This window comes from Vibrio sp. SCSIO 43135, from assembly GCF_023716665.1.
In the GTDB taxonomy this organism is placed as follows: domain Bacteria; phylum Pseudomonadota; class Gammaproteobacteria; order Enterobacterales; family Vibrionaceae; genus Vibrio; species Vibrio paucivorans.
Genome location: NZ_CP071860.1, coordinates 934,077 through 957,712, shown reverse-complemented (window position 1 = coordinate 957,712; position 23,636 = coordinate 934,077). Strand labels below are relative to the sequence as shown.

The following is a 23,636-nucleotide window of genomic DNA, read 5'->3' as shown; positions in this document are numbered from 1 at the left end:
GTTATGCAAAACGTAGTAGTACAGAACATCGAGCGTGCAGATCAAGAAGTGATTGAGGGTTTGCGTAAGTGTGGTGTTGCCACTATCCATGAAGCACAAGGTCGTCGTGGGTTGCTCGCTCATTACATGCGACCAATTTTCGAAGGCGAAGCGGTAGCGGGATCGGCGTTAACAATTTCCGGCGCGGCGGGTGATAACTGGATGATGCACGTTGCGATTGAACAAGCACAAAAAGGTGACTTTTTAGTGTTTGCGCCAACATCGCCGTCAAATCATGGTTACTTCGGAGACTTACTGGCGACTTCTGCTCAAGCTCGTGGCGTGGTGGGTCTTATTATCGAAGGTGGTGTCAGAGATACGCGTGACTTACGAGAGATGAATTTCCCTGTGTGGTCAAAAGCGGTATTTAGTGAAGGCACTATCAAAGAAACGCTTGGCTCAGTAAATGTCCCGATGACGTGTGCGAATGAGTTGATTTACCCTGGTGACATCATGGTCGCTGATGACGATGGTGTAGTGGTAGTGCGCCGTAAAGAAGCGCAACAGGTGTTGTTAGCATCACTTGATCGTATGGAGCGCGAAGAGGCGAAACGTGTACGACTTGCTAATGGTGAGCTTGGTTTAGACATCTACGATATGCGCGGTCGTTTAGCTGAAAAAGGGCTGAAATATGTCTAGCGGCACTCCGTGCATGTGGATGAGGGCTGGAACGTCTAAAGGGGCGTTCTTCCTAAAATCCGATCTACCTGCTGACAGCTCAGCAAGGAATGTATTTCTGATGTCGGTAATGGGAACACCTGACGAAAGGCAAATCGATGGCATTGGCGGCGCGGATCCTCTTACTTCGAAAGTAGCCATCGTAGAACCATCAAGCAGAGATGGTGTAGACGTTGATTATCTTTTCTTACAGGTATTCGTTGATCAGGCCCTCGTCAGTGGTAAGCAAAATTGTGGCAACATTCTCGCCGGAGTCGCTCCATTTGCAATCGAACGCGGATTAGTTGAAGCAAGAGATGGTGAAACACCAGTACGTGTGTTTATGGAAAACACTCAACAAATTGCAACGGTTACCGTAAAAACACCAGGAAAGAAGGTCACTTATCAAGGCAATTGCTGTATCGACGGCGTGCCGGGTACGGCGGCACCAATAGCCGTAACGTTTGAAGATATCGCTGGCTCTACTTGTGGCTCATTGCTGCCAAGCGGTTCTCAAGTCGATGTTATAGATGGTGTTAGCGTGACACTTATTGACAACGGAATGCCGGTTGTAGTGCTCAAAGCGCAAGATTTTGGGCTAAGCGGTGATGAATCCCGTGAACAACTGGATGCAAACGACGAGCTAAAACAAAAGTTAGAGTCGATTCGCCTGCAAGCGGGACCACTGATGAACTTAGGTGATGTAACAGAGTTATCGGTACCAAAAATGTCACTGGTGAGCGCTCCTCAATATGGGGGCGCGATATCCACCCGAACGTTTATTCCACATCGTTGCCATGCGTCGATTGGAGTTTTGGGTGCAGTTAGCGTTGCAAGTGCTTGTATTCTTGAACAATCACCAGCGAATGAGTTTAGCTCAGTAAAAATGAGTAACACAATGACTTTAGACGTCGAGCACCCAATAGGTAAAATGACTGTGGTGTTGGATGTTGAAAATAACCAAGTCCAATCTGCAGCGATCTTAAGAACGGCACGTAAGCTGTTTGATGGTTGTGTGTTCGGCAAAGAATAATTAAGGAAGAAACATGGACGCTGATTACTTACCTTTCCATCCAAACCCAAGTAAACCAACGTTTGTCGTGCCAAAAGGGGCGGTAGATGCACATTGCCACGTTTTTGGCCCTGCAAACCAATTCCCTTATTCGCCACAACGTAAGTACACACCTTGTGATGCGTCGAAACAACAACTATTTGAGTTGCGCGACCACCTTGGTTTTAGCCGCAACGTAATAGTACAGGCTTCATGTCATGGTACAGACAATTCCGCCTTAGTAGACGCACTAGAGTCTGCAGGTGAACTGGCTCGTGGTATCGCATTTGTTGACGAACATGTTACTCAACAAGAGCTAGAAGCTATGGACGCAGCGGGTGTACGTGGAGTGCGTTTTAACTTTGTTAAGCGCCTAGTCGATACAGTACCCAAAGACAAACTTAAACGAATCGCAGATAAGATTCGCCCATTAGGCTGGCATGTCGTGGTCTATTTTGAGTCGCAAGACATTGATGAAGTCGCACCTTTCTTAGACGAGCTGGATATGACTGTTGTTGTTGACCACATGGGCCGTCCAGACGTGGCTAAAGGGGTAGATAGTCTAGAGTTCGCAAAGTTCATCAATATGATGGAACGTAACCCTAACATCTGGACGAAAGTGAGCTGCCCAGAGCGTTTAACACTGACACCGCCAGATTATTCTGATGTAGTTCCATTCGCGAAAACGTTGGTTGAAAAATTCCCAACTCGTGTGTTGTGGGGGACGGACTGGCCACACCCGAATATGAAGTCACACACACCGAATGATGGTCATTTGGTTGATGTAATTCCAAAGATTGCAGTGACAGAAGAACTGCAGCAAACCCTGTTAATCACTAATCCAATGAAACTGTACTGGTCGGAGAGCGTATAGCTATGTCTTACTTAAAAAATAAATCATCCATTCCTGGCACGACCATGTTCGACGGTGAAATGGCACAGAAGGGATACGGACTAAATAAAATGTGCCATTCACTAAACGGCGCTGAAGGCCGAGAAGCCTTTCTTGCGGATGAAATGGCCTACTGTGACAAGTATGGGTTAACAGAAGCACAAAAAACAGCAATCAAAGAGCGTGACGTACTGGGCCTACTTCAAGAGGGTGGCAGTATCTACTACTTAGCGAAGTTTGTTGGAATGCTTGGTTTGAACATGCAAGACATAGGTGCACTGCAAACGGGAATGTCGGTCGAAGAATTTAAACAAATGCTATTGGACGCAGGGAAGTAATTATGGCGAATATTATTGGTGGTATCACAACTTCACATATTCCTTCTATCGGTAAAGCGATAGAAAATAACCTTCAACAGGACCCTTATTGGAAACCTCTGTTTGACGCGTATCCGCCTATTCACCAATGGCTTGACGAAGTGCAACCAGATGTCGCGATCGTTTTTTACAATGACCATGGCCTCGAATTTTTCTTGGATAAGAAACCAACATTTGCGATCGGTGCTGCGCAACAATACAAAAACGCCGATGAAGGTTGGGGCATTCAAACTATTCCCGATATTCAAGGCGACCCAGATTTGTCTTGGCACATCTGTAACGAGTTAGTCGAGAACGAGTTCGATATTACTATCTGCCAAGAGATGAAAGTGGACCATGGATTGACTGTGCCAATGCAGCTTATGTGGCCAAATCAATCCTACGGACACATGAAAGTTATTCCAGTTTGCATCAACGTTGAACAACATCCTATGCCGTCGCCTAAGCGTTGCTACGAATTAGGTAAAGCAATTGGAAAAGCGGTAGAAAGTTACGACAAAGACCTAAAAGTTGTCGTTCTCGGTACGGGTGGGCTTTCACATCAACTTGATGGCGAGCGAGCAGGGTTTATCAACAAGAAGTTTGATTTGTATTGTATGGACAAACTGATCGACGACCCAGAATGCCTAACTAAGTTTTCGATTCTCGACTTAATTGAAAACGCTGGTGCGCAAGGGCCTGAGTTCATTATGTGGTTGGGTATGAGAGGTGCGTTACAGGGTGACTTAAACGTACTCCTCAGCAGCTATCATGCACCTGTTTCCAATACTGGGGCAGGAACAATGTTGATAGAAAACAACTAACCGTAAAACAAAAACGCCGTCACTGACGGCGTTTTTATTATCTAATCATTTTGCTCAACAGAAGGGAGAGCTAACTAACTTGTCTCAATTCCTAGGCCGTTACGTAGCGCGAACTGGACCAATTCTGTATGTGTGTTTAAGTCAAGTAAATCCAACATACGGTACTTATGAGATTCTACAGTGCGTGGGCTAACATAGAGCTTTTCTGCTATCTGTTTAGCTGTGTACCCTTGAGCGAGCAAACGCAAAATATCACATTGCTTCTGGCTTAATAGCAGTAGCTTTTTATTGTCACTTTTTCCTGCTTGCTTATCTGCATTCAAACTCAAACTCAAAGTCGCGTGATGCCAGTAATGAAGCCAAGTGTCTGATATCAACTTTAAACGCAAAATATCACGCTGTTGGTGTTCACCTGCATCATTGTTAAAGCGAGAAAAAGCAATGCCTCCCCACTGTTGGCCAAACTGCTTGAGCGTGACTACACCATGGTAGCGGATGCCTTCTTTATAGAGTTCTTTAAGTGGGTCGAGAGGGTGGCTTTTTAACTGCTCATCATGAAACAGCTGCCATTGCTTGTCGGTACGCAAAATCTGTAAGTAATCACGGTAGTTACCCACCATCAAGTTTTGCTTGTTCAGCGGAGGGACACCATCACGTGAAACAGAGATGCGTTTGTCGGCATCAAGCAAAATCATAGAGTTTGGGAAAAGCGTTAGCCTATCTAGCTTAAACCAGTCGAGAGCGAGCCGTGCAACGTAGTTCAGCGTTTGAACGTAGTCTTTAGCAGGGCGGTTGGTCAATATGTCGGTTTGAACAAAGAGTAAATCTTCAAAACTATTAATTTTATACATCAAGATTCAGGCTTAGCGATATGAAAAAGTTGCAATAGAGAAAACGAGTTTATGACGGTGATCGTACTTGAACAATACGGTATATGAGTGCAGTAAATTTACTGTATTTTCAATATTATCGATTAAATAAACTAATTACTCGATCATCATCAAATAAAATTATACATGGAAGTCACTAAGAAAAATATCCTACTCCTTATAGGTAGTGCGGTGTGTGCGGTGATTTTAGTTTTTTTAGTGACTCACTTTCTCTATCATGATTTTGTCCGTGATAAGGAAGAACTTAAAAATAACCAAATCAATGAGTTAACCGAACGGATAAATATATCCAACACTCAATTCAAGCAATTTATAAAGTCGGAATACGACCATCTTCGCCAATACTCCCAATTATTAATAAGAATGGAGGAGGCGTCTTATCTCGATATCATCATGAAGCCGCGATTACAGGTACTTCAAAGTCCCGACAGTGACTTGCTAATGAGAGTGAACCTCAAAGGTGTGGTAATCGATGCTTCTGGGCATAGAGCAGAGCAAATGTTTGGCAGAAATGTCTCTGACAGGCGTTATGCGATAAGAGCATTCGAAACTGGGCGTTCATATCAACTCCAGCTTGATCAAGCGAAGCAGACGGCTGATATCGTAATAGCCGATCGCATTGAGAAGTCGGGTAAAGTTCAGGGGCTATTAATAAGAAAGATTAATATCCTCTCTTTAATCAAATACATACATGTAAATGACAGTGCCGTTTTATTTGTCGATGAACGCGGTGTAGGTATCTCTAATCTTAGGATGGATCAATTACGCGTATTTAGGTTAGTGGGAGATGGGCCAAGTTGGAATTACAAACCGACAAAAGAAAGCCTCGATTTACTTCCTGACGTGATTACACGTACTGAAATCGAAGGCCTCACTATCTTTAAAGCCAATATATTTCCCAATGAACTATTTTTGGCCCAGTCTATGCCACTTCCAAATGGTGGTGAAATTATCGCGGTAAGAAGCGCGAAGAATGCATTGGACCAAATCAGAAGCTTAAAACGTAATGCGATTGTGAAAGGGACTTTGTTTGCATTTTTAGTTATTGCCTTGTACTGGCTATTATATTCACATTTAAAAATCAGATGGTTAGTGAATATCGACCCGTTAACGGGTGCTTATAATAGAGCGCGATTTGACACCGATTTTGGCGAATTCTGCCAAATAAACGCCAAAAATGAGCGTCAATGTTATTTGCTGCTATTAGATATCGATCATTTTAAATACGTCAATGACCGATTTGGCCACCAAGTAGGAGACGAAGTACTAAAAGCAGTTGCTGGCACGATTCGACAAAACTACAACGTCGAAGCGCTGTATCGTTACGGCGGAGAAGAGTTCGCTATCTTGCTTCATAGCCTAAATCGTGCCGAAGCATTGCGAATCGCTGAACAAATCAGAAATGACATTGAACTCCAAGCAAGCCGTCATCATATGGTTACTGTGTCTGGGGGAGTGGCAACACTGCGCTATATGGAGCCGAGTCACCAGCTATTCAAACGTGCAGATGATTTATTGTATCGAGCCAAAAGACAAGGTCGAAACAGAATTGAATTAGATGATGATTGTAACGATCTCGACCAGTTCCTCTGGGTGACGGAATCCTAACCAAGTACGAGTATCGGAGGACAGCACACTTAAGTTCGAGATGCCTGCCTAAGAATTGGCAACGAATGTTCGCGAATAAGTTAATGTTTACTATGGTTTTTATAGTATCATTGCTCGAGTGAATATGTAGGTTGTGGATAAATTAATGCACACGGAAAAGCCACATAGTTTCACCATATCTTGAACAATTCAAAAATGTACGTAGAAGGAACAAACGTATATGAAAAATGCTGCACTCTTGAGCGTCCTAGCGCTTTCAAGCCCTGTCTTTGCCAATGACATTCAATCTGATGACGAATGGGAGTTCTTGCTGGTTTTTCCCATGATTTGGGCACCTAGTATTCAAGGTGACGTTAATTCCGGTGGCGATGTAGTGCGTGTCGATGTGCCATTTGAAAACATATTGGATGGCTTAGCTTTTGGATTAATGGGGGACTTCTACGCCCAAAAAGGAAAGTGGTTGGTAGGCGCACGTGCTAACTACCTCTACATGAAAGATGAGGCGACAACTCAAGGGATGACAGGGCCAATATTCGGTACAGTTATTTCTCCTGGCCACAATGTCACCACGCGTATGCATTTATCGGTTAACGACTTGTTCTTTGGTTATGAAGTTTACCCGAAACTCGAGATACTGACCGGTGTAAGGCATACGTTTAGCCAAGTGCAACTTGATATTAGTGCGCGATCTGATGAGGGGTTAATCAATATAAACACTTCACCTATCCTTGCCGATGAACATCTTTTCGATTGGTTAGTTGGGCTCAAGTACAACACATACTTTAATGATGACTGGGGAATCAGTGTCAGTGCTGATTTTAATCTGGCTGGCGATAACGATGTAAACCGCAGTTTTAATCTTTCTGGGATCTATCGCTTTAACGAATCTCACAATCTTTGGTTTGGCTATCGTTACTTAAATATCGCCAATGAAACCAGAAGTGGAGATACCGTTTTGGAAATCGATCTTGTTGAGAAAGGGCCGCAGCTTGGTTATGCCTATTCTTTCTAGGAGCGTTTCATTATGAAGATGCTTGATGTCGCTTCGCAATGTGTGCGCCAATATCTGTTGTTGTCTCTAAGTACGTTGTTGGTGGCTTGTAGTAGCGCGCCGGATTCACCAATGTACCAATCTTCTCCATCCATCGCAGAATACCAGCAACCAAGTTTTGGCCTTTATGTCTCTGAAACCCGCGAATGGTTGAAAGAGAATCGAGTTTTTCATGGCGACGATAAGGAAAAAGAGCTCGCAGCCGTAATGCCTTATGAACTTATCCCAGATAATCCAAACGGTGAAGGGGTCTTGTTGGTTCATGGGCTAGGCGATTCCCCATATTCGTTTTCAGATATTGCTCAGTCTTTTTACAATCAAGGCTATCGAGTAAGAGTGCTACTGCTACCTGGTCACGGAACGAGGCCAGCTGATCTAATGTTGCCTGAGCTTAGTGATTGGAATGGTATTGTTGACCATCACGTCGCACTTTTTGAGACAAAGGTTGATAAATTGTGGTTGGGTGGATTCTCGACTGGGACAAACTTGGTGACGACCCACGCAGCTCAGAACCCATCTATTTCCGGGCTCATTCTGTTTTCTCCTGCATTTGTGTCGAAAGATCCATTGGTTAAATACGCGACGTTTGCAAGTAAATTCATAGATTGGGCCGACAGAGATACCGAGTTAAATTACAGCCGTTACGACTCGCTAGCCATGCATGGCGCGGGCTTGTATTACCAATCAACTCAAGAACTTGCTGAAACGTTAGAAACTGAAACCATCGATGTACCTGCAATCTTAATGATGAGTGAGGCTGATGAACTCATCTCATCAAAAGCCGTCTACGATTTATTTCATTCTTCGTTTACTCACCCGGATAGTCAGCTGATTTGGTACGGTGAGAAGCAGTATGCCGACGAGCGCTTTGTACTATTCCCAATGAACCGTCCGGATTTATACATTCATACTGGCTCTCATATCTCCCCGCTATACAGAGAAGGGAACCCTTTGTATGGCAAAGACGGAGAAATGCGTCGCTGCGGTAAAGTGAATGAAGAAGATGAGTTCAGCCCGATTGTTTGCCCAGAGATGAATAACGTTTGGCACTCCGCATGGGGGCTCTTATATCGCGAAGATGCAGTAGGCGCTCGCCTCAGTTGGAACCCATATTTTGATGAGACAATGGCAAGAGTGTTTGAAGTGATGGAATCAGGTACACGCGGTTCTGAGGCTAAAACTGCACCCAAAGAGTCGAGTGACCTAAACGACTGACGCCTAGCTTTTGCTACTTTTGTCCGTAAGCCAATGCGACTTTAGATGTTGGCTTACGCCCCAACACCAGATTGATAAACCAACTGATTTCAATCATTTTCTCTAGATCGACTCCGGTTTCAATTCCCAGCCCCTTGCAAAGGTAGAGCACTTCCTCTGTGGCGACATTGCCACTTGCGCCTTTGGCGTAAGGGCAGCCGCCTAGGCCACCAACGCTGCTATCTATTGTCGCAATTCCCATTTGCAGCGCTTGGTAGATATTGGCGAGTGCTTGCCCATAGGTATCATGGAAATGAACGGCTAGCTTTCCTTTATCAACATCCTTCATGACGGCTTCTAACATGTGAGTTACACGAAGTGGAGTGCCAGTGCCGATAGTATCGCCCAAAGAGATTTCATAGCAGCCGAGATCTTGCAATTGTTTTGCGACGCTTCGAACTTGCTGTGGGTCGGTACTACCGTCATATGGGCAGTCAACGATGCAGGATAAATAAGCTCTTACAGGAATTCCGAATTGCAAAGCTTTTTCTACGACAGGGATAAAACGCTGAATACTTTCGTCAATGGAGCAGTTGATATTCCTTTGGCAGAAGGTTTCGGACGCCGAGGTAAAGATAGCGACTTCATTAGCTTTTGCTTCTATCGCCGCTTCTAACCCTTGAAGGTTGGGCGTTAGCGCCGAATAGCAGATGCCAGATTGGCGTTGGATGCGTTCAAATACTTGCTTAGAGTCCGCCATCTGTGGAACCCATTTAGGCGAAACAAACGAACCCACTTCGATATACGACAAACCGGTTTGGGACAGTTGATCAACGAGAAGCACTTTATCCTCTGTTGAGATTTGTACTTCATTTTGTAAGCCGTCTCTGGGACCCATCTCTTTAATGGTGACTGATTGGGGAAGGGAAGTAGAGTTACTCATAGTTTTCATATCATCACTTCACCCAGTTAGGTAAGCGCTTTTCAAAATACGCATTGAGTCCTTCTTGCCCTTGCTTCGATACTCGAATATCAGCGATCATTTGACTGGTTTCATTGATAAGCGCGGTATCTATCGGCGTAGAATCACAAAGTTGGCATAAGGTTTTGGCTTTGGACACCGCTGCTGGGCTATTGGAAAGGATCTGCTTAAGGATATGGTTAAGCGATTCCTGCAGTGTATTGTGTGAACATAAATAGTGAAGTAGGCCGATATCTACCGCGGTTTTGGCTTCGATTCGTTCTCCGGTGAGCATATATCGGCGAGCATGACGTTGGCCAATCGCTCGGCAAACATATGGCCCAATCGTTGCTGGAATTAAACCGATTTTTACTTCACTCAAACAAAAGATTGAAGACTCTGTTCCGAGCGCGATATCGCAACAACAAATAAGGCCAAGTGCACCGCCAAAAGCACTCCCATGAACAACAGCAATAGTAGGATGGGGAAAGTTATCTAACGCCTGCATCAATTTAGCGAGTTGAACCGCATCATCTTGGTTTTCTTGCTTTGATTTGTTGGCCATTGACTTCATCCAATGCAAATCGGCACCCGCTGAAAAGTGTTTTCCGTTACCACGTAACACCAGGCAGCGTATGCCTATATCCGAACTGAGAGTGTCAATTTCGTGTGTAAGTGATTGAATTATCGAGGCATCGAAAGCATTACTTTTATCGACGCGGTTGAGGGTAATCGTCGCAACGCCGTTATCTGTTATGTCTGTAAGAACAGTGTTGTTTGTTGATTCTGCCATTTGAGTGATTCCCTAATCAGCGCTTCGAATAAACCTTTTACCTTGGTTAGCATGTCGTGTTTACATGCGGAAGATACCAAACTGGCTATCTGGAATGGGCGCATGTGCGACGGCTGCTAACGCTTGCGAAAGTACCGCGCGAGTATCTTTTGGGTCGATAATGCCATCGTCCCAAAGCCTTGCACTGGCGTAGTAAGGGCTGCCTTGTTCGTCATACATATCAATAATCGGTTGCTTGAAAGCATTCTCTTGTTCAGCGGTCCATTCTTCACCTTTACGCTGTTTTATTTCTCGGGTTACTTGTGACATGACACCCGCGGCTTGCTCACCCCCCATGACTGAGATTCGGGCGTTTGGCCACATCCACATTAGGGTTGGATCGTAGGCGCGGCCGCACATTCCATAGTTGCCCGCTCCAAATGAGCCGCCAATAACAATGGTAAACTTAGGTACATCTGCACACGCAACCGCCATGACTAACTTCGCACCGTGCTTGGCAATGCCTTCTTCTTCATACTTCTTACCAACCATAAATCCAGTGATGTTTTGCAAGAACAACAACGGAATCTTTCTTTTGCAGCAAAGCTCGATAAAGTGCGCGCCTTTTTGTGAAGATTCTGAAAATAAGATGCCGTTGTTCGCTACGATCCCAATTGGATGGCCGTCAATGTGGGCAAACCCGCACACTAATGTTTTTCCGTACAGCGCTTTAAATTCGTCGAACTCGGAGTTGTCGACAATCCGAGCAATGATTTCTCGTACATCGAATGACAAGCGTAGATCTGCGTTCACTATGCCGTAAACTTCACCGGCATCGTATCTAGGAGGAGATGCACTGGTTGTGTTGGGTGATGATTCAATGTTTGAAGACGAATGAGTTTTTGAAGGCAAATGAGCTTTTGAAAACGAATGCTTACAATAGGGCATAGCACTTGTAACAGCTTGCTTGGCAAGGGTTAATGCTTCGACTTCACTTTGAGCATAATAATCTGCAACACCCGACTTTTTGCAATGTACATCCGCGCCGCCAAGCTCCTCGCCCGTAACCACTTCGCCTGTCGCGGCCTTAACAAGTGGTGGGCCAGCGAGAAAAATTGTCCCTTGATTCTTCACTATGATTGACACATCTGCCATCGCTGGAATGTAGGCGCCACCAGCAGTACATAGGCCAAGAACAACCGCTATTTGTGGTATACCTTTCGCTGACATTCGAGCCTGATTGAAAAAAATTCGCCCAAAATGGTCCTTATCGGGGAAAACTTCAGCTTGATGAGGCAGGTTAGCTCCGCCAGAGTCTACCAAATAGATACAAGGGATTTGGCAACGCTCTGCGATTTCTTGTGCGCGTAAATGCTTCTTAACCGTTAAAGGGTAGTAAGTGCCACCTTTGACCGAAGGATCGTTAGCAATGATCATGCAGGTGATCCCATTGACGCTAGCGATACCGGCAACGACGCCCGCGCAAGGAATCGGTTCATCGTACACTTTCCATGCGGCGAACTGCCCAATTTCCAAAAACGTAGAGTGGTCGTCGATAAGGGTTTCGATTCGTTCTCGAACTGGCAGTTTGCCCTTAGCTCGTTGACGCGCAATGGCTTTTTCGCCACCACCCTGTTTGATGCAGGCGATATCGTCTTTTAACTGTCCGACTAAACGCTCCATGTTTTCCTGATTACCAGTAAACAGAGGCGTGGAGGTTTTGATTTTAGTAGATAGTACGGCCATGAAACCTTCCTTAGTTCGATTCTTCGAATAACTCACGACCAATAAGCATTCGTCGGATCTCAGAAGTACCAGCACCAATTTCATAAAGCTTGGCATCACGCAGTAGCCGGCCAGCTGGAAACTCGTTGATGTATCCATTGCCGCCAAGCAGTTGAATCGCATCAAGTGCCATTTGAGTAGCGAGTTCCGCCGAATAAAGAATAACGCCAGCTGCATCTTTGCGGGTCGACTCGCCTCGGTCACATGCGGCTGCGACGGTGTAAACATAGGCTTTCGCAGCATTCATTCGGGTGTACATGTCGGCGACTTTGGCTTGTACCAGTTGAAATTCACCAATGGAGCGGCCAAATTGTTTACGGTCGTGGATATAGGGAACAACAAGGTCGAGGCAAGCTTGCATAATGCCCAATGGACCTGCTGCGAGTACGACGCGCTCATAGTCGAGCCCACTCATTAGCACTTCAACGCCGTGGTTCACTTTGCCAAGCACGTTTTGAGTAGGGACTACACAATTTTCGAACACCAGTTCACATGTATTTGAACCGCGCATGCCTAACTTATCGAGCTTTTGGGCATGGCTAAATCCTGCAAACTGCTTTTCGATAATAAACGCCGTAATACCGTGCGACTTTGCGTCGGGATCTGTTTTTGCGTAAACAATTAGCGTGTCAGCATCGGGCCCATTGGTAATCCACATTTTTGTACCGTTAAGTAGATAATGATCGCCATTTAGCTTGGCGTTAAGTTGCATGCTTACCACGTCTGAACCTGCATTTGGCTCACTCATGGCAAGAGCTCCAACGTGGGAACCATCGATTAATTTGGGTAGATATTTTTGCTTCTGTGCGTCAGTGCCGTTGCGAAATATTTGATTCACGCACAAGTTAGAGTGCGCCCCATAACTGAGCGCGACAGAAGCGGAAGCTCGGCTGATTTCTTCCATAGCGACGACATGCGCAAGATACCCCATTCCTGAGCCACCATATTGTTCTGATACCGTTACGCCTAATAGCCCCATGTCACCAAGTAGCGGCCAAAGGTGGTTAGGGAACTCATTGTCGTGATCAATTTGGCTTGCGATAGGGGCGATGTGCTCTTGGGCGAATCCAGACACGTGGTCTCGAAGCATGTTTATAGTGTCATCGAGTCCAAAATTCAGAGAGTGATAATTGGAAATCATATTGCCTCCGACGTTTTAATTTGGATTGGTTCGATTGAGAGCGTCAAGACAACGTGCTTTGGCAGTATCAAGCTCTGACATAACTGCGCTGATGTCGTCGAGTTGTGTTTGTAGAGACGCCTGCTTTTGGGCAATGATGTCGAGCATTTTGGTCAGCTGAGTATCGGTTTGATTGGTATCGTATAAATCAAACAATTCTCGAATTTCCGCAAGGGAAAACCCCAGACGCTTGCCACGCAAAATGAGCTTTAGCCGAATTTTGTCGCGGTGTTGATATACGCGAATACTCCCATTTCGTTCGGGGTGAATCAGATCCATATCCTCATAGAATCGGATACTTCTGGTTGTTATTTCAAACTCTTTCGCGAGCTCACTGATCTTAAATGTTTCCACTTGATGATCTCCCCAAAAGGCTTGGCATATAAGGCTTAATCAAGGGCGGTGTCGCTAATTAAGCGGACTTGATTACTCACTATAAAACCCAAAGTAGATTGCGAATGTTGACGCAATCACTGGGCAAAACACATCTGATATTAGGTGTTTAAAAATCTTGACATGTAATCAACTTGTTTCTTTACGTTTACGTAAATGTTAGTGCTATGCTTACGAAAACGTCAAGAAATTGCAGTACAGAAAATAAACAGGTTAGCTGCATTGAGTTTGGCGACGACGATAGCGTTATTGGGGAAAGAACAGTGGTGAATTAATGCGATAGCTAACACGCACCAACAAGCTATCTGTAACCCAATAAATCACCGGTAAATAGAAAACGGAATGTTAGAGGGCATGATGGACGAGAACATTTGGGTTGTTTCAGCGAAACGAACACCAATGGGTAGCTTTCAAGGCGCTCTTACCAACGTGTCTGGGCCTAAACTTGGTTCAATAGCGATCAAAGGCGCGCTTGCAGACGCTCATCTTCCAACCGAACTCGTTGATGAAGTCTATATGGGATGTGTGCTGCCCGCCGGTGTAGGGCAAGCGCCCGCAAGGCAAGCTGCGTTGGGCGCTGGGTTACCAGAATCCGTTGGCTGTACCACTCTCAACAAAGTATGCGGTTCTGGTCTTAAAACGGTCATGCTTGCGCACGATCTAATACGCGCTGGCAGTATCTCTTGCGCTGTTGCTGGTGGCATGGAAAGTATGACCAACGCTCCTTATTTACTTACCGAGTCACGTCAGGGCATGCGAATGGGGCACAAATCTACCTACGACCATATGTTTCTCGACGGGTTACAAGATGCTTACGAAGGTGAGTTGATGGGGGTTTACGCTCAGCAGACCGCCGATAGATTTGGTTTAAGTCGTGAAAAGATGGATGAATGGGCTACGTTGTCTGTCGAGCGAGCATTAGCTGCGCAGAACAGCGGTAAATTTTCTACTGAAATTGCTCCGGTCATCATTTCAGACAGACACGGCAATGAAATCATCATTAGTGACGATCAACACCCTCAATCAATAGATCCTGCCAAAATCCCTAAGTTACGTCCTGCGTTTGCCAAAGAAGGCACTGTAACCGCGGCCAATTCCAGTGCAATTTCTGACGGAGCGGCTGCGTTAGTGTTAATGAGTGAATCGGCCGCCAAAAAGCAGGGGCTAACGCCATTGGCCGTTATCGCTGGCCATGCAACACACGCTAGGCAGCCAAGTGAATTTACCACCGCGCCTGTTTATGCCATGCAGGCCTTGCTCGACAAGTTGGACTGGAAAGTCGATGACGTTGATCTTTGGGAGATCAACGAGGCGTTCGCTGTTGTGACACAAGTAGCTGTCGAGCAACTTGGTATCGCGGCTGAGAAGGTCAACATTCATGGTGGTGCGTGTGCGTTAGGCCACCCAATAGGCGCAAGCGGTGCAAGAATCTTGGTAACGTTAATTCATGCGCTAAAGCAGCTGGATATAGCGAACGTAAAACCATTACGAGGTGTAGCCTCTTTGTGTATTGGCGGCGGTGAAGCTGTCGCTATAGGAATTGAAGTACCGCGTTCTCATTGAGCTACGCGGTAAAAATCGGAGTCTAGAGCTGACCCGTGAAAGATCAACAGCCCCTACCATGCAACTACAAATGTAGCGGGCTAGTCATATAAGTCGATAGCGAAGGTAAGTAGAAAACGCATGTGAGCAGATAAGGACGGAATGATGGCTAAGTCAGTACCACTATTTATCAACGGTGAATTTAGAGAATCAAAAACCTCAGAATGGGTAGATGTCACCAACCCAGCAACTAATAAAGTTATTGCACGGTTGCCATGTTCGACGCCAGATGAAATGCAACAAGCTGTCGATGGGGCATTAAGTGCGTTCAAAACCTGGAAAGAAGTGGCTGTTCCTGAGCGAGCTAGGTTAATGCTTCGCTATCAACATCTACTCAAAGAGCACCACGATGAACTCGCTACGTTACTGTCACAGGAAACAGGCAAGATCATATTAGATGCAAAAGGCGATGTTTGGCGTGGGATAGAAGTAGTCGAACAAGCCGCCAATATTGCCAGCAATATGATGGGGGAAGTGGTAGAAAACGTCGCAACGGACATTGATACCTTTTCGGTAATTCAGCCTCTTGGAGTGTGTTGCGGCATTACACCGTTTAACTTCCCGGCTATGATCCCCCTTTGGATGTTCCCAATCGCTATTGCCAGTGGTAACACCTTTATCTTGAAGCCGTCTGAACAAGTACCTCTCACTTCGATCCGACTGGCTGAACTGTTTATGGAAGCTGGCGCACCAGCAGGCGTGCTTCAAATAGTGCACGGCCGCAAATCTGAGGTCGACTTCCTCCTAGAACATAAAGATATTCAAACCATCTCATTTGTTGGCTCTGTTTCAGTGGCACAGTACATCTACCAGCAAGGTACTCAACACTTCAAGCGAGTACAGGCATTCGCTGGGGCGAAAAATCATATGGTTGTCATGCCCGATGCAAACAAAGAGCAGGTGGTAAGTAACTTAGTCGGCGCTTCTGTTGGCGCTGCTGGCCAGCGTTGTATGGCGATTTCAGTGGCTGTATTTGTCGGCGACAGCAAAACGTGGATTCCAGACCTAAGACAAGCCATGTCGAAAGTCGGTCCCGGGGCTTGGGATGATGACGACGCAGGTTACGGCCCGTTAATTAGTAAACCTGCGAAAGAACGCGTGCTTAGGTTAATTGCAGAAGGAAAAGCGCAGGGGGCAACGTGCGAACTAGACGGCAGTGAATGTTCGGTAGAAGGTTACCCTGACGGTAACTGGGTGGGACCGACACTGTTTAGTAATGTGTCCACTGATATGTCGATTTATACTGAAGAAATATTTGGACCTGTGCTGGTCTGTATTGAAGTCGACACACTACAAGACGCCATCGACCTAGTGAATCGTAATCCTTATGGCAATGGGACATCTATCTTTACTGCGAATGGCGGCGCTGCGCGCAAGTATCAACATGAGATTCAAGTTGGCCAAGTCGGTGTAAATGTGCCAATTCCAGTACCTCTACCGTTCTTTTCATTTACGGGATGGCGCGGCAGTTTTTATGGCGATCTCCACGCCTATGGAAAGCAAGCCGTGCGTTTCTATACCGAAACCAAAACCGTCACTCAGCGTTGGTTTGATGATGACATTCCAACAGGCCCGAACATGACAATCCAGTTAAGGTAATGCCCTAAACAAAGATGGCGATAAACAAGCAAGGTAAGGAGTTCCTATGGATTTCGAACTTAGTGAAGACCAAAGAGCATTTAGTGACACGGCGTATCAGTTCGCCATGGATAAGCTCGCGCCGATGGCTGCTACTTGGGATGAAGAACATATCTTTCCGAAGGATGTGATTCGTGAGGCTGGCGAGTTAGGGTTCTTGAGCCTTTATACGCCGGAGGAGGCGGGTGGCCTTGGGCTCAGCCGATTAGATGCGTCAATCGTATTTGAGCAACTGTCCAAAGGTTGTACTTCTACCACTGCCTACATGACGATTCACAACATGGTGTCGTGGATGGTAGCAAGTTTCGCAAGTGAGCAAGCCAAGCAACACTTTTGCCCTAAACTCATTACTGGTGAATGGTTAGGTTCGTATTGCTTAACAGAGCCTAACGCTGGCTCAGATGCCGCGTCGCTTGCTACAACAGCACAAAAGCAAGGGAACAAATACGTACTCAATGGCGGTAAAGCTTTTATATCCGGAGCGGGTGAAACCGATGTATTGGTTGTGATGGCTCGAACAGACGTTAATCAACCCGGAGCAAAAGGTGTATCGGCATTTGTGATTCCCGCGGATACACCGGGAATCAGTTACGGCCGGCCAGAACCTAAAATGGGTTGGAACAGTCAGCCAACGAGAGCCGTTACGTTCGAAAACGTAGAAGTTCCAAACGACTACTTACTAGGTGAAGAAGGTGAAGGTTTTAAGTTCGCGATGAAAGGGCTCGATGGTGGCCGGATCAATATTGCTACTTGCTCCATCGGCACTGCGCAGCAAGCGCTAAATAATGCAACCCAGTACCTTCAAGAGCGAAAGCAATTTGGTCAAAGCATCTCTCAATTCCAAGGGCTTCAATTTAAGTTGGCTGATATGGCTACAGAGCTAGTTGCGGCGCGTCAATTAGTAAGGTTAGCAGCATCCAAACTCGATAATCAAAATCCAGATGCCACAACGTATTGTGCGATGGCCAAACGCTTTGCCACCGATGTGGGCTTTAAAGTCTGTGATCACGCCTTACAGCTCTATGGCGGCTACGGATACATCAAAGAATACCCAATGGAGCGCTTCTTCCGCGATGTTCGTGTCCATCAAATTTTAGAAGGGACCAATGAGATCATGCGATTGATCATCGCCAGACGAATACTGTCGGGGGATGAACTTACTTAACCGGCTGTAAGTTTTCGTTCACGAGTTTAGTGCCTAACTTATGTTGGAATGTAGAGTGTATTCAAAGAATGAAGCAGTAGATAACAGACGCAAAATGCTAGGAGAATGCCAATGAGCCAAAAAGCCAATGACAGCGTTGCAGCGATAGAAATGAAAGTCATCGGGCACGTTGCGCAGCTAACAATGTATAACCCGCCAGCAAATACATGGACGGAGGAGAGCCTGACTCAACTTAAAGCCTTAGTAGAGTCGTTAAACCATGATAAGAACATTTATGCGTTGGTGCTAACTGGCCAAGGTGAAAAATTCTTCTCCGCAGGTGCCGACCTTAATCTGTTTGCCGATGGCGACAAAGCGATGGCTTCGACTATGGCGAGGGTATTTGGCGAAGCGTTTGAAGCACTGTCTTCTTTCAGAGGAGTCTCTATTGCTGCAATCAATGGTTATGCCATGGGAGGCGGACTTGAAGTTGCGTTAGCTTGTGATATTCGAATTGCAGAACGACAAGCCGTGTTAGCGTTGCCGGAAGCGAAAGTTGGATTGCTGCCATGTGCCGGTGGTACACAAAACCTTACAGCGTTAGTCGGTGAAGGTTGGGCAAAACGCATTATTCTCTGCGGGGAACAGATCAAAGCTGAGCAAGCATTAAACATAAGGCTTGTCGAAGAAGTGGTGGAGCAGGGGCAATCTCTTGAAAGTGCAATGAAGCTAGCGGAATCGGTAGCTAATCAATCTCCATCATCGGTGACCGCATGTAAAACATTGATTCAGATTACGCGTGGTGCAACCCAGCAACATGGTTTGGTCAAAGAGCGAGATTTGTTTCTCGACCTGTTTGATACCCAAGACCAGAAAGAAGGCGTACAAGCGTTTTTGCAAAAACGTAAACCAGAATGGAAAAACGGTTAAACCGCAAGGAATAGCGTATGGCAATTAACGGTAAAAAGGTTCAAAGAAGCTCAGATCTAAAAAGAAAAACGGAGATACCCAAAGGTGCGGGTCAAGTGGCATTTCGTGAATTGCCGTGTGAAAACGGCTACTCAAAAATTGCCATCGCGACACTCGATAACCCTAGCTCGTTGAACGCGCTCTCATTCCATATGTTGGTAGAGCTAAAGCAGCAATTGGAACAATGGCAGCGAGATCCAAGCATCGCTTGTGTGGTGCTAGAGGGCTCGGGTGAAAAAGCGTTTTGCGCAGGCGGTGATGTACGAGCAATGTATGACGTGATGTACACAAAAAGCAAAGCCGAGGCACAAGAGTTCTTCGAGGCCTATTTCACCGTCGAATACCAGTGCGACTACCTTATACATACTTATAGCAAGCCTTTGATTGCTTGGGGTGAAGGTATCGTCATGGGCGGCGGGATGGGGCTATACATGGGCGCTGAATTCAAAGTCGTTACACCAAAATCCCGACTGGCGATGCCAGAAATTAATATTGGGCTTTACCCAGATGTTGGCGGGACATGGTTCCTCAACCAATTGGACCAAGGTGTCGGGCTGTTCTTAGGTTTGACGGGCAGTATGGTTAATGCGACGGATGCTGAAGCAATAGGATTCGCCGACGCGGTGATATTGCCAGAACACAAACAGAACTTATTTGAGCAACTGCAGCACATTGGTTGGGAGGCGCTCGACGATGAATCTCAAGCAGTAAAAGAGCTCATTTATAGTCTATCTAAAATGGCGTCGGCAGATAAACCAGACCCACTCTTAATACCTTATCTAGACGCCGTGAAGTTCGCTTGCATGAAAGGTGACACCGTCACTGTGGTCGGCGAAATTTTATCACTTGATGTCCCGATCACAAGCCCTTCGTATAAGTGGTTTGAATCTGCTAAGTCCGCACTGCGTTCAGGTAGTCCTATTACTGCGCACATTTGTTTCGCGCAAACCCACCAATACCGCTCGTTATCTTTGGCGGACTGTTTCCGCTTTGAGCTAGGTTTGTCGGTGCGATGCGGATTACTTGGCGAGTTTCAAGAAGGGGTTCGCGCAAGGTTGATAGATAAAGATGGCAACCCAAATTGGCTTTACAAAGGCGTTGATGAAGTACCGAACACCACAATGGATGAACTTTTTGCACCGCTCTGGACAGAATCTCAGCATCCATTAAGGGCACTAGGACAAATCCAAGAGGAGCAATAACATGGCTAGCAATAGTATTGCGTTTATCGGGCTTGGCAACATGGGTGGCCCGATGGCGACCAACTTACTCAAAGCAGGAATGGCCGTAACGGTCTTCGACTTAAACGAAGAAGTGACGAAACCATTAGGTGATCTCGGTGCGGTCGTCGCGTCTAGTATGGAACAAGCAGTATCTGAAGCTGCAACCGTTGTGACCATGTTACCTGCTGGGGTTCATGTTCGAGCGGTGTATTTAGGCGATCATAATGGCAATAAGGGTTTGATATCGTTGGTGAACGCGGGAACTTTCCTTATTGATTCTTCAACTATCGATCCCGATAGCGCAAGATTGGTAGCCAATGAAGCGCACAAAAACAACTTAGAATTCGTCGATGCACCGGTTTCTGGCGGCGTAGCAGGAGCAGTCGCAGGTACGCTTACTTTTATTGTGGGCGGCTCAGATGCGGCTTTCAGCAAAGCAGAAGCTGTGCTGAAACATATGGGTAAGAACATCTTCCATGCAGGGCAGGCTGGCGACGGGCAGATGAGTAAAATCTGTAATAACCTGATGTTGGGTATTTTAATGTCGGGCACGTGTGAGGCGCTCAATCTAGGTATCGAAAATGGGCTCGATCCAAAAGTGCTCTCTAACATCATGCTGCAAAGCTCGGGTCGGAACTGGGCGTTAGAGCTGTATAACCCTTGCCCCGGTGTGATGGAAAATGCGCCCGCAAGTAATCAATACCAACCTGGATTTATGTCTAAGTTGATGCTCAAAGATCTTGGCTTGGGGCTAGATGCGGCATCGAATAGCCAATCGCCTGTACCTATGGGCTCACTCGCTAGAAATCTATACGCATTTCATAACGCCCAAGGCAACGAAGAGCTCGACTTTTCGAGTTTGTTTGGATACTACCAAAGCGGGAAATCAAGTTAAGCGTTTCGACGTGGAAACAGCTTAGTTGAACAACGATTACAGCAAAGGATTATATAGGATGAACCTAAAAGAGAGTGTGATTGCAATTACTGGCGCTGGCCAAGGGCTAGGGCAAATGATGGCGGTGACGTTGGCGCATTCTGGTGCCGAACTCGCGCTACTCGACGTTAACGAACAAGCCTTACGCGAGACCCAAGAGCAATGTAATATGCTAAGCACCAAAGCGATGATCTATACGGTGGATGTTACTAACGAGCAGGAAGTTGAGCACACTTTTGACCGAGTGGTTTCCGACTTTGGGCAGTTAGATGGGCTCATCAATAATGCCGGCATCCTTCGTGATGGGTTGCTCGTGAAATCCAAAGACGGTGAAATGAGTAAAATGTCCCTCGATCAGTTCAATTCGGTTATCAATGTTAACTTGAATGGGACATTTTTGTGTGGCCGAGAAGCGGCAGCCAAAATGATAGAAACCAACCGCAAAGGCGTCATCATCAACATTTCGAGTGTTGCTAGGGCTGGTAACATCGGGCAAAGCAACTATTCGGCCTCGAAAGCTGCAGTTGCCGCGATGGCAACGTGCTGGGCAAAGGAACTCGCTCGGTATGGGATACGTGCTGCAGCTATTGCCCCTGGGATCATTAAAACCGCGATGGCGGACTCTTTAAAACCAGAAGCAATCGACAGGCTTAACAAAATGGTGCCAGTGGGCAGAATAGGCGACCCCGCAGAGATAGCCCATGCTGTGAAATACATCTTCGAAAACGACTACTTCACAGGGCGAATTCTGGAAGTCGATGGCGGAATGAGAATGTAATGTTGCGAAAAAAATGGGAGCTACTCAGCGAATCAAAACTGAGTAGCTCCCTTTTTACATGTACTAGCTCTTATTGAGTAAGCCTATTTAACAGGTTATGCGATAGCGTCTGAAAGCAGTGTTTGCTTTAGAATTTGCAGTACACCAGAGTCCTTGTTGCTTGGCGCTGAGAAACGAGCAATCTTCTTTACGCCTTCGTGAGCATTTTCCATCGCGTAAGAGTGGTAACTTTCTTTGAGCATTTCGGCATCGTTAAAGTAATCACCAAAGCTCATTGTTTGCTCATAGGTAAATCCGAGGTGTTGTTGTAAGAAGCGGATAGCAGCACCTTTAGACGCCTGACTATTCATCACATCCAACCAAATCTTTGCACTAATCACTACCTGATGTTGCTGGCCGAATTCGGTATTGATCGACGGGTGAACATGTTTTTCAGCACCATCGAAGTGACAGATAGCTACCTTTACAAACTCGTCATCAACATCGAGTAGATCACTGACTACTTCACGCCTGTGGTAATACTTCTGAATCTCTTCTAGCGCTTGTGGGTCTTGAGTTTCAATATAAGCCGACTTTTTACCGCATAACACGATATGCGCGCCGTTAACTTTACGTGCTTCGATAATGATCTTGTGAATTTCTTTGGTATCAATCGTACAGCTGTAAAGCTCTTTCCCTTGGTGCATCACTATGGTGCCGTTCTCAGCGATAAACATCATGCGATCTTTAATAGGTTCGAACGTTTCCAGCAAGCTGTAATACTGTCTGCCAGAAGCCGCCGCAAAGATAATGTTTTGCTCTTCTAACTTAGGAAAGATTTCATAAAACTCTTGATCGAGCTTGCCTTGTTCGTTAAGTAGGGTGCCGTCCATATCGGACGCAATAAAGCGAATAGTGTGTGATGTCATTGGTATGTTGTCGCTTAGCGCGCGTGCAGCAAAAAAGAAGCCGTAGGATACCAAAATTTGCGTCGATTGGTCCTGGTTTGGTACTTATTTAACAAATATTTTGGAGAGTGGGCTGACAACACCATTCGCACCTCTATCAATAATGTGAGTGTATATCTGAGTTGTTTTGATGTCGGTATGGCCTAGTTGTTCCTGTACAGTTCTTATGTCTGCACCGCTTTGGAGTAGGTGTGTGGCGAACGAATGCCTTAAGGTGTGGCATGAGATAATTTTGTTGATGTTGGCGGCTTTCTCGACTTATCAGAGCGTCGAAACTGCATATCCAATTCTATGGGTTCTAATAGAGTGTCTTTGTATAAAAATACTAAAGCATTCAGAGCGAGGCTCTGCGTTTTCTTTGCGGATTTTTTGCTAACGACTAGATGGGTGAGGAAGTCCTCAACGTGATGAGAGTTGAGTTTTTTTGGGTGTTCCTTCCCATGAAAAAGAATGTATTGGTGAATCCAGTAGATATAGGCTTCAGCAGTACGTAACGCGTAATGTCGGCTTAGCATGTGTTCTTTAATAAAGGCTAAAAAAGTAGAGTTACTCATTTTAAATTACCGCTGGTTATATATACAGTCTTTCTAGTTTGGAACATAGCGTCATGTTATACAGAAATATTCTGTATTTTGTCTCACAGAGAATACAACCTAGTACCTAAGTGACTGTTAATTTTCACAAAAGGGAGGTATGGTGAATTCCAACGTAGTTGTTAGATAGAAAAAGTCTAGATTTAAATACAGAA

Annotated in this window: 22 protein-coding genes and 1 pseudogene; 15 read left to right on the top strand and 8 right to left on the bottom strand. The window is 45.8% G+C overall.

Translation table 11 applies throughout. From position 1 onward, the window contains the following. Positions 1 to 3: 3 nt before the first annotated feature. The 5 genes from J4N42_RS18720 to J4N42_RS18700 are packed head-to-tail and all read left to right on the top strand — an operon-like array spanning position 4 to position 3,819. Positions 4 to 678, top strand: a complete 675-nt coding sequence (locus tag J4N42_RS18720; RefSeq protein ID WP_171354007.1) for a 4-carboxy-4-hydroxy-2-oxoadipate aldolase/oxaloacetate decarboxylase — start codon at positions 4 to 6, stop codon at positions 676 to 678. Continuing rightward, entirely contained in the window at positions 671 to 1,729 is a 1,059-nt protein-coding gene (locus J4N42_RS18715) for a 4-oxalomesaconate tautomerase (protein WP_252030923.1), read from the top strand. The genes J4N42_RS18720 and J4N42_RS18715 overlap by 8 nt, the downstream gene beginning before the upstream one ends. Before the next feature lie 13 nt (positions 1,730 to 1,742). Then, positions 1,743 to 2,621, top strand: coding sequence for an amidohydrolase family protein (locus tag J4N42_RS18710; protein ID WP_252030922.1), 879 nt, complete (start codon positions 1,743 to 1,745; stop codon positions 2,619 to 2,621). Between the two features lie 2 nt (positions 2,622 to 2,623). Further along, on the top strand, positions 2,624 to 2,977 hold the full coding sequence (locus tag J4N42_RS18705) for a protocatechuate 4,5-dioxygenase subunit alpha (RefSeq protein WP_065741910.1): 354 nt from the start codon (positions 2,624 to 2,626) through the stop codon (positions 2,975 to 2,977). A 2-nt stretch (positions 2,978 to 2,979) separates the two neighbouring features. Beyond that, complete coding sequence (locus J4N42_RS18700) at positions 2,980 to 3,819, top strand: class III extradiol dioxygenase family protein (RefSeq protein WP_252030921.1); 840 nt, start codon at positions 2,980 to 2,982, stop codon at positions 3,817 to 3,819. A 74-nt stretch (positions 3,820 to 3,893) separates the two neighbouring features. Here the strand turns inward: J4N42_RS18700 and J4N42_RS18695 are convergent, their stop codons facing one another. After that, positions 3,894 to 4,670 (bottom strand): response regulator transcription factor, encoded by a 777-nt coding sequence (locus J4N42_RS18695; protein ID WP_252030920.1) that lies wholly within the window; start codon positions 4,668 to 4,670, stop codon positions 3,894 to 3,896. A 165-nt stretch (positions 4,671 to 4,835) separates the two neighbouring features. Between J4N42_RS18695 and J4N42_RS18690 the strand changes: the two genes are divergently transcribed. The 3 genes from J4N42_RS18690 (at position 4,836) to J4N42_RS18680 (ending at position 8,583) form a co-directional block, all read left to right on the top strand. Then, the gene (locus tag J4N42_RS18690; RefSeq protein ID WP_252030919.1) at positions 4,836 to 6,317 is read left to right on the top strand and encodes a GGDEF domain-containing protein; all 1,482 of its coding nucleotides are present in this window, start codon (positions 4,836 to 4,838) and stop codon (positions 6,315 to 6,317) included. Positions 6,318 to 6,537: 220 nt separating this feature from the next. Then, positions 6,538 to 7,329: a hypothetical protein gene (locus J4N42_RS18685; protein WP_252030918.1), complete on the top strand. Its 792-nt coding sequence runs from the start codon at positions 6,538 to 6,540 to the stop codon at positions 7,327 to 7,329. Between the two features lie 12 nt (positions 7,330 to 7,341). Then, positions 7,342 to 8,583, top strand: a complete 1,242-nt coding sequence (locus tag J4N42_RS18680) for an alpha/beta hydrolase (protein ID WP_252030917.1) — start codon at positions 7,342 to 7,344, stop codon at positions 8,581 to 8,583. 13 nt (positions 8,584 to 8,596) lie between these two features. Here the strand turns inward: J4N42_RS18680 and J4N42_RS18675 are convergent, their stop codons facing one another. Genes J4N42_RS18675 through J4N42_RS18655 form a run of 5 tightly spaced genes read right to left on the bottom strand, consistent with a single transcriptional unit; the run spans position 8,597 to position 13,614 of the window. Beyond that, positions 8,597 to 9,505: a hydroxymethylglutaryl-CoA lyase gene (locus tag J4N42_RS18675; protein WP_252034213.1), complete on the bottom strand. Its 909-nt coding sequence runs from the start codon at positions 9,503 to 9,505 to the stop codon at positions 8,597 to 8,599. 13 nt (positions 9,506 to 9,518) lie between these two features. Next, the gene (locus J4N42_RS18670) at positions 9,519 to 10,316 is read right to left on the bottom strand and encodes an enoyl-CoA hydratase-related protein (RefSeq protein ID WP_252030916.1); all 798 of its coding nucleotides are present in this window, start codon (positions 10,314 to 10,316) and stop codon (positions 9,519 to 9,521) included. 60 nt (positions 10,317 to 10,376) lie between these two features. Next, positions 10,377 to 12,041 (bottom strand): carboxyl transferase domain-containing protein, encoded by a 1,665-nt coding sequence (locus J4N42_RS18665; protein WP_252030915.1) that lies wholly within the window; start codon positions 12,039 to 12,041, stop codon positions 10,377 to 10,379. 10 nt (positions 12,042 to 12,051) lie between these two features. Further along, positions 12,052 to 13,221: an isovaleryl-CoA dehydrogenase gene (locus J4N42_RS18660; protein WP_252030914.1), complete on the bottom strand. Its 1,170-nt coding sequence runs from the start codon at positions 13,219 to 13,221 to the stop codon at positions 12,052 to 12,054. Positions 13,222 to 13,236: 15 nt separating this feature from the next. Next, positions 13,237 to 13,614 carry a MerR family transcriptional regulator gene (locus J4N42_RS18655; protein ID WP_252030913.1) on the bottom strand — a complete coding sequence of 126 codons (378 nt, stop codon included), beginning with the start codon at positions 13,612 to 13,614 and terminating at the stop codon, positions 13,237 to 13,239. 396 nt (positions 13,615 to 14,010) lie between these two features. On the opposite strand from J4N42_RS18655, the gene J4N42_RS18650 reads away from it, so the two are divergent. The 7 genes from J4N42_RS18650 (at position 14,011) to J4N42_RS18620 (ending at position 21,941) form a co-directional block, all read left to right on the top strand. Further along, positions 14,011 to 15,216: a thiolase family protein gene (locus J4N42_RS18650; protein WP_252034211.1), complete on the top strand. Its 1,206-nt coding sequence runs from the start codon at positions 14,011 to 14,013 to the stop codon at positions 15,214 to 15,216. Between the two features lie 144 nt (positions 15,217 to 15,360). Beyond that, positions 15,361 to 16,854, top strand: a complete 1,494-nt coding sequence (locus J4N42_RS18645; RefSeq protein ID WP_252030912.1) for a CoA-acylating methylmalonate-semialdehyde dehydrogenase — start codon at positions 15,361 to 15,363, stop codon at positions 16,852 to 16,854. 46 nt (positions 16,855 to 16,900) lie between these two features. Beyond that, positions 16,901 to 18,058 (top strand): acyl-CoA dehydrogenase family protein, encoded by a 1,158-nt coding sequence (locus J4N42_RS18640; protein ID WP_252030910.1) that lies wholly within the window; start codon positions 16,901 to 16,903, stop codon positions 18,056 to 18,058. 105 nt (positions 18,059 to 18,163) lie between these two features. Beyond that, a complete protein-coding gene (locus J4N42_RS18635) occupies positions 18,164 to 18,967 on the top strand; it encodes an enoyl-CoA hydratase (RefSeq protein WP_252030909.1) in 804 nt (267 codons plus the stop codon). 17 nt (positions 18,968 to 18,984) lie between these two features. Beyond that, the gene (locus J4N42_RS18630) at positions 18,985 to 20,208 is read left to right on the top strand and encodes an enoyl-CoA hydratase/isomerase family protein (RefSeq protein ID WP_252030908.1); all 1,224 of its coding nucleotides are present in this window, start codon (positions 18,985 to 18,987) and stop codon (positions 20,206 to 20,208) included. Position 20,209: 1 nt separating this feature from the next. Then, positions 20,210 to 21,124: a 3-hydroxyisobutyrate dehydrogenase gene (gene mmsB, locus J4N42_RS18625; RefSeq protein WP_252030907.1), complete on the top strand. Its 915-nt coding sequence runs from the start codon at positions 20,210 to 20,212 to the stop codon at positions 21,122 to 21,124. A gap of 58 nt (positions 21,125 to 21,182) precedes the next feature. Then, positions 21,183 to 21,941: an SDR family oxidoreductase gene (locus J4N42_RS18620; RefSeq protein ID WP_252030906.1), complete on the top strand. Its 759-nt coding sequence runs from the start codon at positions 21,183 to 21,185 to the stop codon at positions 21,939 to 21,941. Positions 21,942 to 22,036: 95 nt separating this feature from the next. Here the strand turns inward: J4N42_RS18620 and J4N42_RS18615 are convergent, their stop codons facing one another. Both J4N42_RS18615 and J4N42_RS22625 read right to left on the bottom strand, forming a co-directional pair. After that, on the bottom strand, positions 22,037 to 22,849 hold the full coding sequence (locus J4N42_RS18615) for a Cof-type HAD-IIB family hydrolase (RefSeq protein WP_252030905.1): 813 nt from the start codon (positions 22,847 to 22,849) through the stop codon (positions 22,037 to 22,039). Between the two features lie 84 nt (positions 22,850 to 22,933). After that, a pseudogene (locus tag J4N42_RS22625) lies at positions 22,934 to 23,442 on the bottom strand (phage integrase N-terminal SAM-like domain-containing protein). Between the last annotated feature and the right edge of the window lie 194 nt (positions 23,443 to 23,636).

Excerpts from the sequence above, each read along its gene's own strand:
- J4N42_RS18720 (WP_171354007.1), top strand. The coding sequence starts at position 4 with ATGCAAAACGTAGTAGTACAGAACATCGAGCGTGCAGATCAAGAAGTG.
- J4N42_RS18715 (WP_252030923.1), top strand. The coding sequence starts at position 671 with ATGTCTAGCGGCACTCCGTGCATGTGGATGAGGGCTGGAACGTCTAAA.
- J4N42_RS18710 (WP_252030922.1), top strand. The coding sequence starts at position 1,743 with ATGGACGCTGATTACTTACCTTTCCATCCAAACCCAAGTAAACCAACG.
- J4N42_RS18705 (WP_065741910.1), top strand. The coding sequence starts at position 2,624 with ATGTCTTACTTAAAAAATAAATCATCCATTCCTGGCACGACCATGTTC.
- J4N42_RS18700 (WP_252030921.1), top strand. The coding sequence starts at position 2,980 with ATGGCGAATATTATTGGTGGTATCACAACTTCACATATTCCTTCTATC.
- J4N42_RS18695 (WP_252030920.1), bottom strand. The coding sequence starts at position 4,670 with ATGTATAAAATTAATAGTTTTGAAGATTTACTCTTTGTTCAAACCGAC.
- J4N42_RS18690 (WP_252030919.1), top strand. The coding sequence starts at position 4,836 with ATGGAAGTCACTAAGAAAAATATCCTACTCCTTATAGGTAGTGCGGTG.
- J4N42_RS18685 (WP_252030918.1), top strand. The coding sequence starts at position 6,538 with ATGAAAAATGCTGCACTCTTGAGCGTCCTAGCGCTTTCAAGCCCTGTC.
- J4N42_RS18680 (WP_252030917.1), top strand. The coding sequence starts at position 7,342 with ATGAAGATGCTTGATGTCGCTTCGCAATGTGTGCGCCAATATCTGTTG.
- J4N42_RS18675 (WP_252034213.1), bottom strand. The coding sequence starts at position 9,505 with ATGAGTAACTCTACTTCCCTTCCCCAATCAGTCACCATTAAAGAGATG.
- J4N42_RS18670 (WP_252030916.1), bottom strand. The coding sequence starts at position 10,316 with ATGGCAGAATCAACAAACAACACTGTTCTTACAGACATAACAGATAAC.
- J4N42_RS18665 (WP_252030915.1), bottom strand. The coding sequence starts at position 12,041 with ATGGCCGTACTATCTACTAAAATCAAAACCTCCACGCCTCTGTTTACT.
- J4N42_RS18660 (WP_252030914.1), bottom strand. The coding sequence starts at position 13,221 with ATGATTTCCAATTATCACTCTCTGAATTTTGGACTCGATGACACTATA.
- J4N42_RS18650 (WP_252034211.1), top strand. The coding sequence starts at position 14,011 with ATGGACGAGAACATTTGGGTTGTTTCAGCGAAACGAACACCAATGGGT.
- J4N42_RS18645 (WP_252030912.1), top strand. The coding sequence starts at position 15,361 with ATGGCTAAGTCAGTACCACTATTTATCAACGGTGAATTTAGAGAATCA.
- J4N42_RS18640 (WP_252030910.1), top strand. The coding sequence starts at position 16,901 with ATGGATTTCGAACTTAGTGAAGACCAAAGAGCATTTAGTGACACGGCG.
- J4N42_RS18635 (WP_252030909.1), top strand. The coding sequence starts at position 18,164 with ATGCCAATGAGCCAAAAAGCCAATGACAGCGTTGCAGCGATAGAAATG.
- J4N42_RS18630 (WP_252030908.1), top strand. The coding sequence starts at position 18,985 with ATGGCAATTAACGGTAAAAAGGTTCAAAGAAGCTCAGATCTAAAAAGA.
- mmsB (WP_252030907.1), top strand. The coding sequence starts at position 20,210 with ATGGCTAGCAATAGTATTGCGTTTATCGGGCTTGGCAACATGGGTGGC.
- J4N42_RS18620 (WP_252030906.1), top strand. The coding sequence starts at position 21,183 with ATGAACCTAAAAGAGAGTGTGATTGCAATTACTGGCGCTGGCCAAGGG.
- J4N42_RS18615 (WP_252030905.1), bottom strand. The coding sequence starts at position 22,849 with ATGACATCACACACTATTCGCTTTATTGCGTCCGATATGGACGGCACC.